Source organism: Mesoterricola sp. JemC181, assembly GCF_055384585.1.
Genome location: NZ_AP045076.1, coordinates 4,808,148 through 4,823,381, shown reverse-complemented (window position 1 = coordinate 4,823,381; position 15,234 = coordinate 4,808,148). Strand labels below are relative to the sequence as shown.

Here is a 15,234-nt window from a genome sequence, read left to right as displayed (position 1 = left end):
TTGGAATTACCTCTACTTGCCCAGGAACCGGGCGGGTCGTTTGTCGATGAAGGCCTGCATGCCTTCCTTCTGGTCGAGCGTGGAAAAGGTCCGGGAGAAGAGCTCGGCCTCCAGGGCGAGGCCGTGGGCCAGGGGGCCGTCGGTGCCCTCGTTCACGGCCCGCTTGACGCTGGAGACCGCCACCGGGGCCTTGGCGGCGATGGCGGCGGCGATCTCCATGCAGCGGGGCATGAGGTTCTCCGGCGCCACCACCTCGTTGAAGAGGCCCAGTTCCAGGCCCCGGGCGGCGCTGATCACCTCGCCCGTGAAGAGGAGGTACTTCGCGGCGGACCGCCCCAGGATGCGGGCCAGCCGCTGGGTGCCCCCGAAGCCGGGAAGGACGCCCAGGTTCGCCTCGGGCTGGCCGGCCTTGGCCTTCTCGCTGGCGATGCGGATGTCGCAGGTCATGGCCAGCTCGCAGCCGCCGCCCAGGGCGTAGCCGTTGATCGCGGCGATGACGGGGTGCGGGTAGTCCTCGATGAGCGTGAAGATCCGCTGGCCGCGCTGGGCGAAGCTCCGGGCCTCCACCGGCGTGAACGCCGCCATGGCCTTGATGTCGGCCCCGGCCACGAAGGCCTTGCCCGCTCCGGTGAGGATCACGGCGCGGATCGAGGGGTCGCGCCCCAGCGCGAGGAAGGCCTCCTCGAGACCCGCGAGGATCCCGTCGTCCAGGGCGTTGAGTACCTCCTGGCGATCGATCGTCACGATGCCGATGCCGTTCTCGATGACAAGTCTCACATGGTCGCTCATGTCGTCTCCGTGCCTTCAACCGGTGGGGAACTGCGGTTCCCAGGGCTCCACCACCAGCAGGGGGTCGCCGGCGGCCACGGCCACGCCCTCGCGGGCGGTGACGGAGGCCACGATCCCGTCGATGGCGGACTTGAGCTCGTTCTGCATCTTCATGGCCTCGAGGATCAGCACCACCTGGCCCGCGACGACGCGGTCCCCGGGCTGGACCAGGACGGCCCTCACATTGCCGGCCATGGGGGACTTCATGTCCTGCCGGCCCGTGGCGCCCTTGCTCATCTTCATGGCCAGCTTCTTCTTCTTCTCCTCCACCATCTCGACCTCGTAGTGGTCGCCCTTGATGAAGACGTCGAACACGTCGCCGTCGGGCCTGGCGTCCACGTCCACCTCGAAGGAGCGGCCGTCGATGATCAGGGAGTAGATGTTGGGCTGGGGCTCCAGGAAGTCGACGTGGTACTCCGCCTCGCCCAGGGTCACCGTGAAGATGCCCGGGCGGGGTTCCACGACTTTCGCCTTGGTGGTGCGGCCTTGGTGGGTGCCGATGTAGACCATGGCTATCTCCTCAGAATCCCGGATCCCGCTTGACCCTGCCGCTGGCCTTCCAGGCCGAGACGTCCCCCGCCGGGCCGCCCTCGCCGCCGACCCGGCCCAGCGCCTTCTCCTTGTCCCTGCGGTAGGCCCCGATGGCCGCGGCCACCAGCGCGATGTCCTCGTTGGGCTTTTCCCGGGCCTCGTCGAGGGGCTGGAACTCGTTGTCGATGAAGTTGGTGTCGATGTCCCCGGAGAGGAAGCGTTCGTTCTTCAGCATGCGGGCGTGGAAGGGGATGGTGGTCTTGATGCCCTTCACGGCGTATTCCGACAGGGCCCGCTGCATGCGGGTGATCATGCGCTCCCGGGTGCTGCCCCAGACCACCAGCTTGCTGAGCATGGGGTCGTAGTGGATGGGCACGTCCAGGCCCTCGTACATGCCGGACTCGTCCCGCACCCAGGGGCCGCCCGGGACCCGCAGCCCGATGATCCTGCCCGGCGTGGGCAGGAAACGGTTGTCGGGGTCCTCGGCGTAGATGCGGCATTCGAGCGCGTGGCCGTGGCACGGGATGTCCTCCTGCCGGAAGGGCAGGACGTAGCCCGCGGCGCTGCGGATCATCTCCTTGCACAGGTCGATGCCCGTGATCATCTCGGTGATGGGGTGCTCCACCTGGAGGCGCGTGTTCATCTCGAGGAAGAAGAACTCCCTGGACTTGCCCGAGACGATGAATTCCACCGTGCCCGCCGAGTCGTAGTCCACGGCCCGGGCCGCCTTGATGGCGGCCTCGCCCATGGCCTTTCGCATCACGGGGTCCACGATGGTCGAAGGGGCCTCCTCGATGACCTTCTGGTGCCGGCGCTGGATGGAGCACTCGCGCTCCGGGCAGTAGATGAGGTTGCCGTGCTTGTCGCCCAGCACCTGGATCTCGATGTGCCGGGGGTTCTCGATGTACCGCTCCATGTAGACCGCGTCGTCGCCGAAGGACGCCAGGCTCTCGGACTTGGCGGCGCGGTAGGCGGCCACCACGTCCTCGCGGCGCAGGATCTGGCGCAGGCCCTTGCCGCCGCCGCCGGCGGCGGCCTTCATCATGATGGGAAACCCGATCCGGTCGGCCCATTCCAGGGCCTGGTCCTCGGACTGGAGGTTCTCCCGCATGCCGGGCACCAGGGGCACCCCCATCTCGAAGACCGCCACCCGGGAGGTGGTCTTGTTGCCCATGACGCGGATGGCCCTGGGATTGGGCCCGATGAAGGTGACGCCCTGGGCGGCGCAGGCCTCCGCGAAGGCCACGTTCTCCGACAGGAACCCGTAGCCCGGGTGGATGGCGTCGGCGCCGCACTTCGCGGCCACCTCGAGAATCCGGTCGTAGCGCAGGTAGGAATCCCGGCTGGGGGCGGGCCCGATGCAGTAGGCCTCGTCCGCCGCCCTCACGTGCAGGGCGGCCCGGTCCGCCTCGGAGTAGACGGCCACGGTGGGCACCCCCAGCTCCTTGCAGGCGCGGATGACCCGGATGGTGATCTCGCCCCGGTTGGCGATGAGAATCTTCTTGAACATGGTCGGAGTCCTCAAAGCGGCAGGTTGCCGTGCTTCCGGGGCGGGTTGCTGACGCGCTTGTTCCTGCACATCTCCAGGGCGCGGATGAGGACGGGCCGGGTGTTCATGGGATCGATGACCTCGTCCACGTAGCCCATCTCGGCCGCGTTGTAGGGGTTGGCGAACTTGTCGCGGTAGTCGTCCAGCAGGGCCGTGCGGGTGCGCTCGGGGTCCCGGGACGTGTCCAGCTCCTTGCGGTGGATGATGTTGACGGCGCCCTCGGGGCCCATGACGGCGATCTCGGCGGTGGGCCAGGCGATGGCGTAGTCGCAGCGGATGTTCTTGGCGTTCATCACGCAGTAGGCGCCGCCGTAGGCCTTGCGGGTGATCACGGTGAGCCGGGGCACCGTGGCCTCGGTGATGGCGTAGAGGAGCTTGGCGCCGTGCTTGATGATGCCGCCCAGCTCCTGGTCCACCCCGGGCAGGAAGCCCGGCACGTCCTCGAAGAAGATCAGCGGGATGTTGAAGCAGTCGCAGAACCGCACGAAGCGCGCCCCCTTGAGGGAGGAGTCCACGTCCAGGGCCCCGGCCAGGTGATTGGGCTGGTTTGCCACGATGCCCACGGGCCTGCCGTTGAGCCGGGCGAAGCCGATGACCAGGTTCTTCGCGAAGTGCTCCTGCACCTCGAAGAAGTAGCCGTCGTCCACCACCGCATGGAAGATGTCCTTCATGTCGTAGGGCAGGTTGGCGGAGTCGGGCACCAGGGTGCGCAGGGTGACCTCGGTGCGGTTGGGATCGTCGGTGCAGGCCCGCGCGGGCGGGTCGTCCTGGTTGTTGAGGGGCACGAAGCTCATGAGCTCGCGGATCATGAGCAGGCATTCCTCGTCGTCCGCGCACGCGAAGTGGGCGCAGCCGGAGCGGGCGTTGTGGGTCATGGCCCCGCCCAGGGCCTCCTTGGTGACCTCCTCGTGGGTGACCGCCTTGATGACGTCGGGCCCCGTGATGAACATGTAGGACGTGTCCTTGACCATGAAGACGAAGTCCGTGATGGCCGGGGAGTAGACCGCGCCGCCGGCGCAGGGTCCCATGATGGCCGAGATCTGGGGCACCACCCCGGAGCTCAGCACGTTGCGGGTGAAGATGTCCGAATAGCCCGCCAGGGACTGGACCCCCTCCTGGATGCGCGCGCCCCCCGAGTCGTTGAGCCCGATGACCGGGGCCCCGTTGCGGGTGGCCATGTCCATGATCTTGCAGATCTTCTCCGCGTAGGCCTTGGAGAGCGAGCCGCCGAAGACCGTGAAGTCCTGGGCGAAGACGTACACCAGGCGCCCGTCGATCTGCCCGAAGCCCGTGACCACGCCGTCGCCGGGGATCTTCATCTTCTCCATGCCGAAGTTGTCGCAGCGGTGCAGGACGAACTTGTCGATCTCGGTGAAGGAGCCTTCGTCGAGGAGGATGGCGATGCGCTCCCGGGCCGTGAGCCGGCCGGAGGCGTGGTGCCTGGCGATCTTGTCCGCGCCGCCGCCCTTTTCGGCCTCCTCGTGCTTGGACTTCAGCAGTCTCAGCTTCGCGTCCTGTCCGGTGGTCATTGGCCCTCCCGTGATGATTTCATTTCTTTTCCCTTCTCGGCGATCCTCGGCAACCCCGGCGCCTCGGCGATAGGCTTTTCATATGATGCTGCGGGGCAACGGGTCGCTGCGCCGAAGCAACCGGCGAAAAGCCTATCGCCGAGGCGCCGGGGTTGCCGAGGATCGCCGAGAAAAGAAGCCTTCATCCAAATAGATCCCCATGTTTTACAGCAATTTGGCAATCGTCTGCAGCTGCATGAACGTCGTGCCTTCGTAGATCTTTCCGATCTTGCTGTCCCGGAAATACTTCTCGGCAGGGTAGTCCTTGGTGAAGCCGTAGCCGCCGAACAGTTCCAGGCACTCGCTGGACACCCATTCCGCCACCTGGCTCGTGAAGTACTTGGCCATGGCGGCCTCCCGGATGAAGGGGAGGCCCGCGTCCTTCATGCGGGCGGCGTTGTAGGTCATGAGGCGCGCGGCCTCCACGCGGCTGGCGCACTCGGCCAGGCGCATCTGCACGGCCTGGAAGCTGAAGATGGGCTTGCCGAACTGCCGGCGTTCCTTCGTGTAGGCCAGGGCGTGGGCCAGGGCGCCTTCGGCCAGGCCCAGCATCTGGGCGGCGATGCCGATGCGGCCCTCGTTGAGGGTCTCGATGGCCACCTTGTAGCCCTTGCCGACTTCGCCCAGCACCTGGTCCGGCCCCACCTGGACGTCGGCCAGGCTCAGCTCGCAGGTGGAGCTGGCGCGGATGCCGAGCTTGTTCTCCTTTTTGGAGACCGAGAAGCCCGGCATGCCACGCTCCACGATGAAGGCGGTGATGCCCTTGTAGCCCGCCGCGGGGTCCACCGTGGCGAAGACCACGAAGATCCCCGCCTCCTGGGCGCTGGTGATGAAGAGCTTGCTGCCGTTGAGCAGGAACCCGCCGGCGTTGGGCGTGGCCCGGGTGGCCAGGGCGAAGGCGTCCGAGCCCGAGCCCGCCTCGGACAGGGCGTAGGCGCCCACGGTGTCCTTGCAGAGCCGGGGCAGGTACTTCTTCTTCTGGGCCTCGCTGCCCCAGCGCATGAAGCAGTTGTCCACGAGGGTGTTCTGCACGTCCACCAGCACGCCCACGGAGGCGTCGACCTTGCTGAGCTCCTCGATGACGAGGATGGCGTTGAAGAAGGTGGAACCGGCGCCGCCGTATTCCTCGGGCACCTCGATGCCCATGATGTCCAGGCCGAAGAACTTCTTCACCAGGTCCGGGCGCATCTCCTGCTGCTCGTCCATGGCGTCGCGCAGGGGTTCGATCTCGTTCTTCGCGAAGTCGGCTACCAGTTCCTGGAAGGCGAGTTCCTCCTCGCCAAGCTGGGTCAGGGGCATGCTCATTCTTAGCTCCGGTGGGTATCGGGTATGGGGATGGTGATGAAGTTGAACATGATTCGGGACGGTGGGGGTAATGATGAATTGGAAGGTCACATGGAGCGCCGGTATTTTCCTCCCATCTCGTAGAGCACGGAAGTGATCTGGCCCAGGCTCGCCACCCGGACCGTGTCCATGAGGACGTCGAAGAGGTTGCCCCCCCGGCGCACCTGGTCCCGGAGGCGCTCCAGGGCCGGGCCCGCCTCGGCGGCGTGGAGCTCCTGGAAGGCGCGCAGCGCCCGGAGGCGGTCGTCCTTCTCCTCCGGCGTGGCCCGGCTCACGGGGCGGGGCTCGGCCCCGGGCTCCTCCTCGCGCACGAAGGTGTTGACCCCCACCACCGGGAGCTCCCCGGAGTGCTTGCGGGTCTCGTACAGGAGGGACTGCTCCTGGATGCGGAAGCGCTGGTACTGGGTCTCCATGGCCCGCAGGACCCCGCCCCGGCCGTTGAGGCGGCTGAACTCCTCCAGCACGGCCTCCTCCACCTCGTCCGTAAGGTGGCTGAAGAAGTAGGAGCCCTGCAGGGCGTTCTCGTTCCAGTAGACGCCCCACTCCTTGGTCAGGATGAGCTGGATGGCCATGGCAAGGCGCACCGACTCCTCGGTGGGGGTCGTGAGGGCTTCGTCGTAAGCATTGGTATGTAGAGAGTTGCAGTTGTCCAGCAGGGCCGTGAGGGCCTGGAGGGTGGTGCGGATGTCGTTGAACTTCATCTCCTTCAGGTGCAGGGAGCGCCCGGAGGTCTGGATGTGGTACTTGAGCTTCTGGTTCTTGTCGCTTGCGCCGTAGACGTCCCGCAGGGCGATGGCCCAGATGCGCCGGGCCACCCGGCCCAGGACGGAGTATTCCGGGTCCAGCCCCGAGCTGAAGAAGAAGGAGAGGCTCGGCGCGATGTCGTCGATGGCCATGCCGCGGCTCAGGTAGTACTCCACCAGGGTGAAGCCGTTGGCCAGGGTGAAGGCCAGCTGGGCGACGGGATTGGCCCCGGCCTCGGCGATGTGGTAGCCCGAGACGCTCACCGAGTAGTAGTTCCGCATGCCGTGCGCGATGAGGAAGGCCTGCATGTCGCCCATCATGCGAAGGGCGAACTCGATGGAGAAGATGCAGGTGTTCTGGGCCTGGTCCTCCTTGAGGATGTCGGCCTGGACGGTGCCCCTCAGGTTGCGCAGGGTGGTCTCCCGGTCGATGCCCTTCTCGAGCTGCTGGTCGATGGCCGCGTTGAAGAACATGGCCAGGATGACCGGCGCCGGACCGTTGATGGTCATGGAGACCGAGGTGTTCGGGTCGCACAGGTCGAAGCCCCGGAAGAGGGTCTTCATGTCGTCGAGGGTGGCGATGCTGACGCCGGATTCCCCCACCTTCCCGTAGATGTCGGGGCGCTCGTGGGGGTCCTCGCCATAGAGCGTCACGGAGTCGAAGGCGGTGGACAGGCGCCTGGAGGCATCCCCCTGGCAGAGGAAATGGAACCTCCGGTTGGTGCGCTCCGGGCCCCCCTCGCCCGCGAACTGGCGCTTGGGATCCTCGTCGGTGCGGCGGAAGGGGAAGGCTCCGGCCGTGTAGGGGAAGCTCCCGGGCACGTTCTCCTGCCGGAGGAACCGGATGATGTCCCCGGCCCGGTCCGTGCGCGGCAGCTCCACCTTGCGCACCTGGGTGCCCGACAGGGACGTGACGGTCAGGGGCACGTGGACGTCCCGGTCCCGCACCCGGTAGGTGAAGGTCTCCCCGGCGTAGGCCGCCTTGAGGCGGCTCCACCGCTCCAGCAGCGCGACGCCCTCCCCCAGGTCCTTCCTGGCCCTGGCCGCCTCGGCCTTCAGGGCCTCGGGGGCCTCGGCCATGGCCGCGCAGGCGCCTTCGAGCGCCTGGAGACGGTCCGCGCGGGCTGCGAGGCCCTCGGTGTGGTGCCGGTAGTCCCTCACCGCCTTCACAATCTCCTGGAGGTACTTGCCCCTTTCGAAGGGCACGATGGGCGCCGCCCTTTCGCAGGAGAACGCCGCGGGCCCCGGGTCCGGCAAGGCCGATTGCAGGTCGAGCCCGAAGGCCTCCCGCAGGTGGGCCAGAAGGTCCAGGTAGAACCGGTCCACCCCGGCGTCGTTGAAGTGGCCGGCGGCGGTGCCGTACACCGGGAGCCGGTCGTCGGGAACCGAGGCGGGGATGTTCCGGTTGCGCCGCACCTGCCGGCGCACCGCCTGCAGGGCGTCCTCGGCCCGCTTGTCCTCGTACTTGTTGATCACCACCAGCCGGGCGTAGTCCAGCATGTTGATCTTCTCGAGCTGCGTGCCCGCGCCGAACTCGCTGGTCATGACGTAGACCGGCACGTCGGCCATCTCCAGGATCTCGGTGTCGCCCTGGCCGATGCCGCTGGTCTCCACCAGGATCAGGTCCGCCCAGCCCTTCAGGAGGCCGGCCCCGGCGCGCACCATGGCCGAGCTGTCCCCGGAGGCCGCCACGCTGCGGAAGAAGACCCGGTCGCTGGCGGTGGACCCCATGCGCAGGCGGTCTCCCAGCAGGGCGCCGCCCGAGGCCTTGCGGGTGGGGTCGATGGCCAGCACCGCCACCTTCAGGGCGGGGAAGTCCAGGAGGAGCCGGCGCACCAGCTCGTCGGCGAGGGAACTCTTGCCGGCCCCGCCGGTGCCGGTCAGGCCCACCACCGGGACCCGGGGCGCTTCGCCCTCCGGGGCGGCACCGGCCAGGGCCGCGGTGAGGCGCCATGAGAGCGCGAGCCGCTCCCCGGGGGCGGCCGACGGGCCGCGGCCCTTCCGGGCGCGCGCCAGGAGATCGGCGATCATGCCCTCCACCCCCAGCAGCATCCCGTCGTCGGGGGTGTAGATCTTCTCCACGCCGGAGGCCTCCAGGGTCTGGGCCTCTTCGGGCATGATCACGCCGCCGCCCCCGCCGAAGACCTTGATGTGGCCGGCGCCCATGGCCCGCAGGCTCGCTGCCAGGTAGGTGAAGAACTCCATGTGGCCGCCCTGGTAGGAGGACACGCACACGGCGTCGGCGTCCTCCTCCACCGCGGCCTTGGCGATCTCCGCCACGCTCCGGTTGTGCCCCAGGTGGACGACCTGGGCGCCCTGGGCCACCAGGAGGCGCCGCACGAGGTTGATGGCGGCGTCGTGGCCATCGAACAGGGCGGCGGCGGTGACGATCCTCAAGGGCTGGCTGGATCCACTCATGTACTCTCCGGAAGGGCGGGTTTTGAGCGAGATGGGTTCTCATTCTCGCTCAAAACCCGACACGGCCTTCCGGAATATTTATGGGTCCATAACCTGGACGGAGGTCAAGGGGTGTAGGTCCGGGCCACCTGCGCCGAGTTTCCGGACGCGTCCACCAGGGCCAGGGTCCAGGTGCACGGGACCCGCGCCGTCAGGCCTCCGGTGACGGTGTTGGCGGAGTCGCCGGGATCCACGGACCAGTCGAGGGTGGTGGTGGTGGAAGGGAGTCCGGTGACGGTCCAGGAAACCCCACTGCCTTTCAGGGTGAAGTCGTAGTGGTAGGACGGGGGGGGCGCCAGCGGCGCCGCCCAGGCGAAGGCCGGTTCCAGGTCGCCGGGGGAGCCGGCGCCCTGGAGATCGGGCGCCTGCAGCTCCGGGAAGGCATCGAGGACGCCGGTGACCTGGACCGTGAGGGTCTCGGTGGTGCCATCGTAGAAATTCACGACGATCGTGTAGGCGTCCCCTGCCGTGGGCCGGGCCGTGGGGGTGGCCTCGAAGGTCAGCACGGAGCCGCCGTTGCCGGCGCCGAGGCTCGCGGGCATGGGCAGATTGGGGCCCGAGGAGAGCTGGGCTGAAGCCACATGGTTGGCGCCGTCGCGCACGGTGAAGAGGAGAGTGCAGGTCTCCGTGTCCCCGTACCTGGCGTGGCGCGTGGTGACCGCCGCGGTGCAGGAGGTCGAGGGCAGGACCAGGGCCTGGTCCCGCAGGTCCGAGGCGACGACGGCGGGGAGGGTCCGGGCGGGATCCCCGAGGGAGAGGAGGCCGTTCAGGTCCTGGTCCAGGAAGGCCACCAGCTCGAAGGCGCCCGGGGTGGAGGCGGGGACGCCGCTGACCGCGAAGGCCTGGGGGCTCGCGGGGGCCTGGATCCGGGTCATCCAGGCCCGGCCCGTCGCGGGGTCCCGCATGCCCACCAGGAGCGGGCCTTCGGGGGGCGTGGCGAAGCTCACCGTGCCCGAGGCGGAGAAGGCGCCCGTGCCGGCCCCCACCGTCACGGCCCTGGAAGCGGACCAGGCCGTGGCGGAGGCGACTCCCAGGCCCCTCATGCGGACGTGATAGGTCGTGCCGTTGACGAGCGAGTCGCCCGAGAGCACCACGAGGTGCGCGGGGGAGGGCGTCACCCGCCGCGTCCCCGAAAGGGAGGCGAAGGCGGGGTCGGTGCTCCAGTCCAGCTGGTAGGACCTGGGCTGTTCGACGCCCCCGGAGGTGACGGGCCGGTAGTCGATGACGGCTCCGGAATCCATGGCGCTCACCGAGAAGGCGGGGGCGGCCAGGGCGGACAGGTCCGGGACGGCGGGCGCCAGGGGCAGGGTGAGGCCTGTCACGTTCGCCGCGGCCACGGTGACGGGTGCGGCCAGGGTTCCGGACGGGTCGTGGGCGTTCACCGTGCCCTTGTCGAAGAGGTCGGCGCGGCCCGAAAGGGTGTAGGTGCCCGGCGGCACCCCCCTGAAGGCGAAGGCGTGCCCACCGGCCAGGTCCAGGTGGGCCTCGCCCAGGGCGAAGCCCTCCCCGGCGGGCCGGAGGGTCAGGTAGATGGTGCCGGAATCGGGGTCGGAATTCGTGATGACGCCGGAGACGGTGTAGCCCAGGGTGGCCGTGAAGCTGGCCTCCACATCGCCGGCGACGACCGTGACGGGCCGGGAGGTGGGCGCGAAGACCGAGGAGAAGGCGGGGATGGAGGGCGTGAGGGTGTAGGAGCCGGGGGGCACGTGGGAGAGGGTGTAGGCTCCGTTGGAGTCCGTGGTGGCGGTCCTGGCCGGGTTCGTGTCGAGGGTGAGGACGGCCCCCGTGACCCCGGCGCCCCCGGCCGTCACGGTGCCGGACACCGTGTAGCCCGCGGCGACCTGGACGATGGCCTTCTGGCTTTCGGTGGACCCCGCTCCGTTGGTCACGGTCACCGTGTAGCTGCCGCTGTCCTCCGCGGTGGCCCTGTCGACGGTGTAGCTGGCGGCGGTGGCCCCGGGCAGAGCCTCGCCATTCCTGTTCCACTGGTAGGCGAGGAGGTTGGGCAGCCCCACGGCCTCGACCGAGAGGGTGAACGCCGTCCCCGCCGGAAGGCTCCGGCCCAGGGGCTGGGTGGTGATCACCGGGACGCTCGTGACGTTCAGGGCGGCCGGGGCGCTGGTGACGGACGTTCCCGCGCAGGAGACGGTGACGGTGAAGAGGTCCCCGTTCATGGCGATGGTGCTGGCGGGGATGGTCCAGGAGGCCGAGGTGGCGCCGACGATGGGCGTGCCGTTGCGGTTCCACTGGTAGGCGAGCGGATTGCCCTCCGCCTCCACCCGGAAGGTGGCCGGGGCGGGGGAGAGGACGTTCTCGGTCGCGGGCTGGACCTTGATGGTGGGGCCGTAGGCCACGGTGAGGACAGCCGGAGAGCTGGTGACCGAACCGGAGGGGCTGGTCACCTCCACGGTGTATCTGGCATCGGTCATCTCCCGGGTCGCGGCGGACGTGGTGTACGTGGCTGCCGTGGCATCGTCGAGGGCCGAGCCGTCCCTGGACCACCTGTAGGTGAGCCCGCCGGCTCCCGCCGCCGCGACGGTGAAGGTGGCCCTTTCGCCCACCCGCACGGTGATGGCCGCGGGCTGGGCGGTGATGACCGGGGGGCCGGTCACCGTGAGGACGGCCGGAGCGCTGGTGACCGACCCGAGGCTGTTGGTGGCGACCAGGGCATAGGCCCTGCCGGTCATGCTCGAGTCGGTGCCGGGCGTCGTGTAGGTGTTCGAGGTGGCCCCCGGGATGGGGACTCCGTCCAGGGTCCACTGGTAGGTCGGGGCGGGGTTGCCCGAAACCGTGGCGGCGAAGGTGGCGGAGGCGGGGGCCTTGACGGCCTGGTCCTGGGGCTGGGAGGTGACCAGGGGTTCCAGGGGCGTGAGCGGCACGTCCGTGCGGCCCCCGCCGCAGTGGATCAGGAGTCCCAGGAGCAGCGCCGTCAGGAAACGCGCCTCAAATGTATTAAACATAAATCTCCGATGGTGCTGACCCGCCGGGATCCCTGGTTTCAGGGTTCGACATGCTGGTAAATGCATTATTATTAAGCATGCACGGCCTGGGTGGGTACGGTGCTGTCCTGAAATCTGGGTCATCAAGGGATCAAATCAATATAAAAATTTTGTACACTTCTTCAAGCGAACCCCCCAGCATACTGGAAGCATCCCCGGAGTCCCCATGGCGTTCCCCCTTGGCCCGCGGTTCCAGGAGGCCCTGGCCTTCGCCGCCCAGGTGCACACCGGCCAGTACCGGAAGGGGACCGCGATCCCCTACGTCTCCCACGTGCTGGCGGCGACCGCGACGGTCCTGGAGCACGGCGCGGACGAGGAGGTGGCCATCGCGTGCCTTCTCCACGATGCGGTGGAGGACGGCGGGGGGCTGCCGGTACTGGAGGAGATCCGGACCCGGTTCGGCCCCCGGGTGGCCGACCTGGTGCTGGAGTGCACCGACGCCACGGTCACCCCCAAGCCCCCCTGGCGGGCGCGCAAGGAGGCCTACCTGGCGCACCTGGCGGTGGCCAGCGCCGGGGCCCGGCTCATCGTCCTGGGGGACAAGCTGCACAACGCCTCGTCCCTGGTGCGGGACCTGCGCGCGGCCGGGTCCGCGCTCTGGGACCGCTTCAACGCGGGCCCCGGGGAGACGGCGTGGTACTACCGGAGCGTGGTGGAGATCCTGGGGGAGAAGGGCCGGACGCCGCTCCTGGACCAGCTGGATGCCGTGGTGGGGGAGCTGGAGAAGGCTATCCTTGGCGCTTGAGCCAGGCGTTGTAGGCGTACATGCTCGCCGCGCTGCACAGGCCGATGCCCGTGAGGATCACCCACCCGGTGGCCGCGGCCCTGGGGTCCAGCTTGAGCAGGCCGCTGGGGAGCTTCGTGGCACCCTTGCACATGACCGCATTGAAGAGCCAGGCCCCCGCGGGCCCGCCGACGAGGGCGCCCACCGCCATGGGGATGTTGGCGTAGCCCAGGAAGAGCCCCTCCTGGCCCTTGGGGGCGAGGGAGCCGATGTACTCGTAGAGGCGGGAGGACGCGAACAGCTCGCCGAAGGCGATCAGCGCCACCGTCAGGACGATGAAGAGGGAGCCCAGCGGGAGCAGGTCCATCATCCGCAGTCCCACGCCGCCGGCCATGTAGAGCGGCGCGATGTTGATGAGCATGGAGAACCCGATGATCACCGTGCCCACGATGATGGACTTGATGGGGGGCAGCTTGCCGAAGGCCATGGTGATCAGCAGCTGGCAGGTGACGATGACGAAGGGGTTGGCCATGGTGTAGATGTCCATGGCCGGGGTCAGTTCGACGGTGCGCTTCACGTAGAGCGGCAGGAGGTTGTACACCTGGTTGTAGATGAAGTAGAAGCCGCTCGATACCAGCAGGAACATGGCGAAGCGGCCGCTGCCCAGCACCTTGACCATGCCCAGGAGGATCTCGGCCATGGACCGGGCGGGCTTCCTTTCCGTGTTGCCCATCTCCACGTCGGGGTCCTTGTACACCAGGAGCACCACGAAGAAGGCCACAGCGGCCGCGGCCATGGACACCGCGAAGATCGCGCTCAGGTCGAAGCGGCGGCGGAAGAAGAACGCCACGCCCCGGCCCACCAGGCTGCCCACGTTGATGATCATGTAGAAGATGGCGAAGCCCAGGGTCTTGCGGGCGCCGGCGGTCTTCTGGACCGTGCCGGCGATGCAGGGCTTCACGATGCTTCCGCCCAGGCCGATCATGACCACGCCGCCGACGATGGGCACGGCGGTGCGCCAGCCCACGGTCACCTCGGAGGAGAACACGGGAGCCAGCTTCGCCCCCCCGAACCACACCGGATAGCCCATGAGGAAGTAGGCGATGGCCAGCAGCACGAAGGCCACCAGCAGGGACCTCCTGAAGCCGTACTGGTCCGCCAGGGAGCCCGAGAGGATGGGCAGGAAGTACACCAGGAACCACAGCACGGAGCTGTTCAGGAAGCTGGGCCAGTAGGCCCCGAAGCCCAGCTGGCCCAGATAGAGGACCACGAAGCTGGCCATGGCGTAGTAGGCGGCGCGCTCGCAGAGCTCGGTGCCGTTGGCGGTCCAGAAGCTGCTCGGGAATCCAGGCTGCGCGCCGCCCCGGGGGCTGTCGTTGGTCATCGGTCTCTCCATGTCTGCATCGGAAAGCTTGGCATGGAGCGGCTCCGGGGAGAAGCGGCGTGGCGAAGATCACAAATCGGATCAACTAGTCCGAAATCGGCCCGGGGCGATGCTAGCCTCGAAGCATGAAGAAGCGTCCCTTCCCCCTGCGCGCCGCGGTGCAGGCCGCGTTCCTGGCCCTGTGCGCCTGGATCGGGGTCGAGTTCGCGCTCTTCATGCACGGCCGCGGGGCCCATCCGCCCGGGGCGGAGGGGTTCCTGCCCATCAGCGCGCTGCTGAGCCTCAAGTTCTGGGCCGCCACCGGCCGCATCTGCGAGCTCCATCCGGCGGGCCTGTTCATCTTCCTGGCCATCCTGGCCCTGGGCCTGTTCCTGAAGAAGGCCTTCTGCAGCTGGCTGTGCCCCGTGGGGACCCTCAGCGAGGTCCTGTGGCGCCTGGGGGCAAGGCTCTTCGGGCGGAACTTCGAGCCGCCCCGGTGGCTGGACTACCCCCTGCGCTCCCTGAAGTACCTGGTCCTGCTCTTTTTCCTCTGGGCCGCCTGGAAGATGGACGGGCCCGCCCTGCAGGGCTTCCTCTACAGCCCCTTCAACGCGGCGGCGGACCTGCGCATGTACCTCTTCTTCGCCCGCATCTCCGGCACGGCCCTGGCGGTCGTGCTCGTCCTGGCCGCCCTATCCCTGGCGGTGAAGAACGTCTGGTGCCGCTACCTCTGCCCCTACGGAGCCCTGCTGGGCCTGCTGAGCCTGGCGAGCCCGCTGCGCATCACCCGGTCCAAAGCCACCTGCATCGACTGCAAGCTCTGCACGAAGGCCTGCCCCTCGCGGATCCAGGTGCACGAGGCCACCCGGGTGGGGAGCGACGAGTGCACCGGCTGCTACCGGTGCGTGGAGGCCTGCCCCGTGAAGGACACGCTGGAGATGCGCGCCCCGGGCGGCAAGGCCGTGCCCAGGGCGGTGTTCGCGGCGCTGGTGGCGGGGCTCTTCCTGGCCGTGACGGGCCTGGCCATGCTCACGGGCCACTGGCGGAACGTCCTCACGGCCGAGGACTACCAGGAACTGATCCGCATGCAGGACAGGCCCGCCGAGTAGGCTGGGCCCTGCAGGCAAA

The 15,234-nt window shown here is 68.5% G+C and carries 10 protein-coding genes; 2 read left to right on the top strand and 8 right to left on the bottom strand.

Annotated elements, in window-relative coordinates:
* Positions 1-12: 12 nt before the first annotated feature.
* From ACZ5MC_RS20945 to ACZ5MC_RS20915, 7 genes are all read right to left on the bottom strand, one after another.
* Positions 13-789 (bottom strand): enoyl-CoA hydratase/isomerase family protein, encoded by a 777-nt coding sequence (locus tag ACZ5MC_RS20945; protein WP_464516699.1) that lies wholly within the window; start codon positions 787-789, stop codon positions 13-15.
* 15 nt (positions 790-804) lie between these two features.
* The gene (locus ACZ5MC_RS20940) at positions 805-1,338 is read right to left on the bottom strand and encodes a biotin/lipoyl-containing protein (protein ID WP_306597843.1); all 534 of its coding nucleotides are present in this window, start codon (positions 1,336-1,338) and stop codon (positions 805-807) included.
* A 10-nt stretch (positions 1,339-1,348) separates the two neighbouring features.
* Positions 1,349-2,869, bottom strand: a complete 1,521-nt coding sequence (gene accC / locus ACZ5MC_RS20935; protein ID WP_306597842.1) for an acetyl-CoA carboxylase biotin carboxylase subunit — start codon at positions 2,867-2,869, stop codon at positions 1,349-1,351.
* 11 nt (positions 2,870-2,880) lie between these two features.
* Positions 2,881-4,437 carry an acyl-CoA carboxylase subunit beta gene (locus ACZ5MC_RS20930; RefSeq protein ID WP_464516698.1) on the bottom strand — a complete coding sequence of 519 codons (1,557 nt, stop codon included), beginning with the start codon at positions 4,435-4,437 and terminating at the stop codon, positions 2,881-2,883.
* Positions 4,438-4,641: 204 nt separating this feature from the next.
* The gene (locus tag ACZ5MC_RS20925) at positions 4,642-5,781 is read right to left on the bottom strand and encodes an acyl-CoA dehydrogenase family protein (protein WP_306597840.1); all 1,140 of its coding nucleotides are present in this window, start codon (positions 5,779-5,781) and stop codon (positions 4,642-4,644) included.
* A gap of 86 nt (positions 5,782-5,867) precedes the next feature.
* A complete protein-coding gene (icmF, locus tag ACZ5MC_RS20920; RefSeq protein ID WP_306597839.1) occupies positions 5,868-8,981 on the bottom strand; it encodes a fused isobutyryl-CoA mutase/GTPase IcmF in 3,114 nt (1,037 codons plus the stop codon).
* A gap of 104 nt (positions 8,982-9,085) precedes the next feature.
* Complete coding sequence (locus ACZ5MC_RS20915; RefSeq protein ID WP_464516697.1) at positions 9,086-11,980, bottom strand: immunoglobulin domain-containing protein; 2,895 nt, start codon at positions 11,978-11,980, stop codon at positions 9,086-9,088.
* Positions 11,981-12,185: 205 nt separating this feature from the next.
* On the opposite strand from ACZ5MC_RS20915, the gene ACZ5MC_RS20910 reads away from it, so the two are divergent.
* Positions 12,186-12,764 carry an HD domain-containing protein gene (locus tag ACZ5MC_RS20910; RefSeq protein WP_306597837.1) on the top strand — a complete coding sequence of 193 codons (579 nt, stop codon included), beginning with the start codon at positions 12,186-12,188 and terminating at the stop codon, positions 12,762-12,764.
* On the opposite strand, the gene ACZ5MC_RS20905 is transcribed toward ACZ5MC_RS20910, so the two are convergent.
* A complete protein-coding gene (locus ACZ5MC_RS20905; protein WP_464516696.1) occupies positions 12,748-14,127 on the bottom strand; it encodes an MFS transporter in 1,380 nt (459 codons plus the stop codon). The genes ACZ5MC_RS20910 and ACZ5MC_RS20905 overlap by 17 nt on opposite strands.
* Positions 14,128-14,252: 125 nt before the next feature.
* Here ACZ5MC_RS20905 and ACZ5MC_RS20900 point away from each other — a divergent pair, with 125 nt between their 5' ends.
* Positions 14,253-15,215, top strand: coding sequence for a 4Fe-4S binding protein (locus ACZ5MC_RS20900; protein ID WP_306597835.1), 963 nt, complete (start codon positions 14,253-14,255; stop codon positions 15,213-15,215).
* Positions 15,216-15,234: the final 19 nt, after the last annotated feature.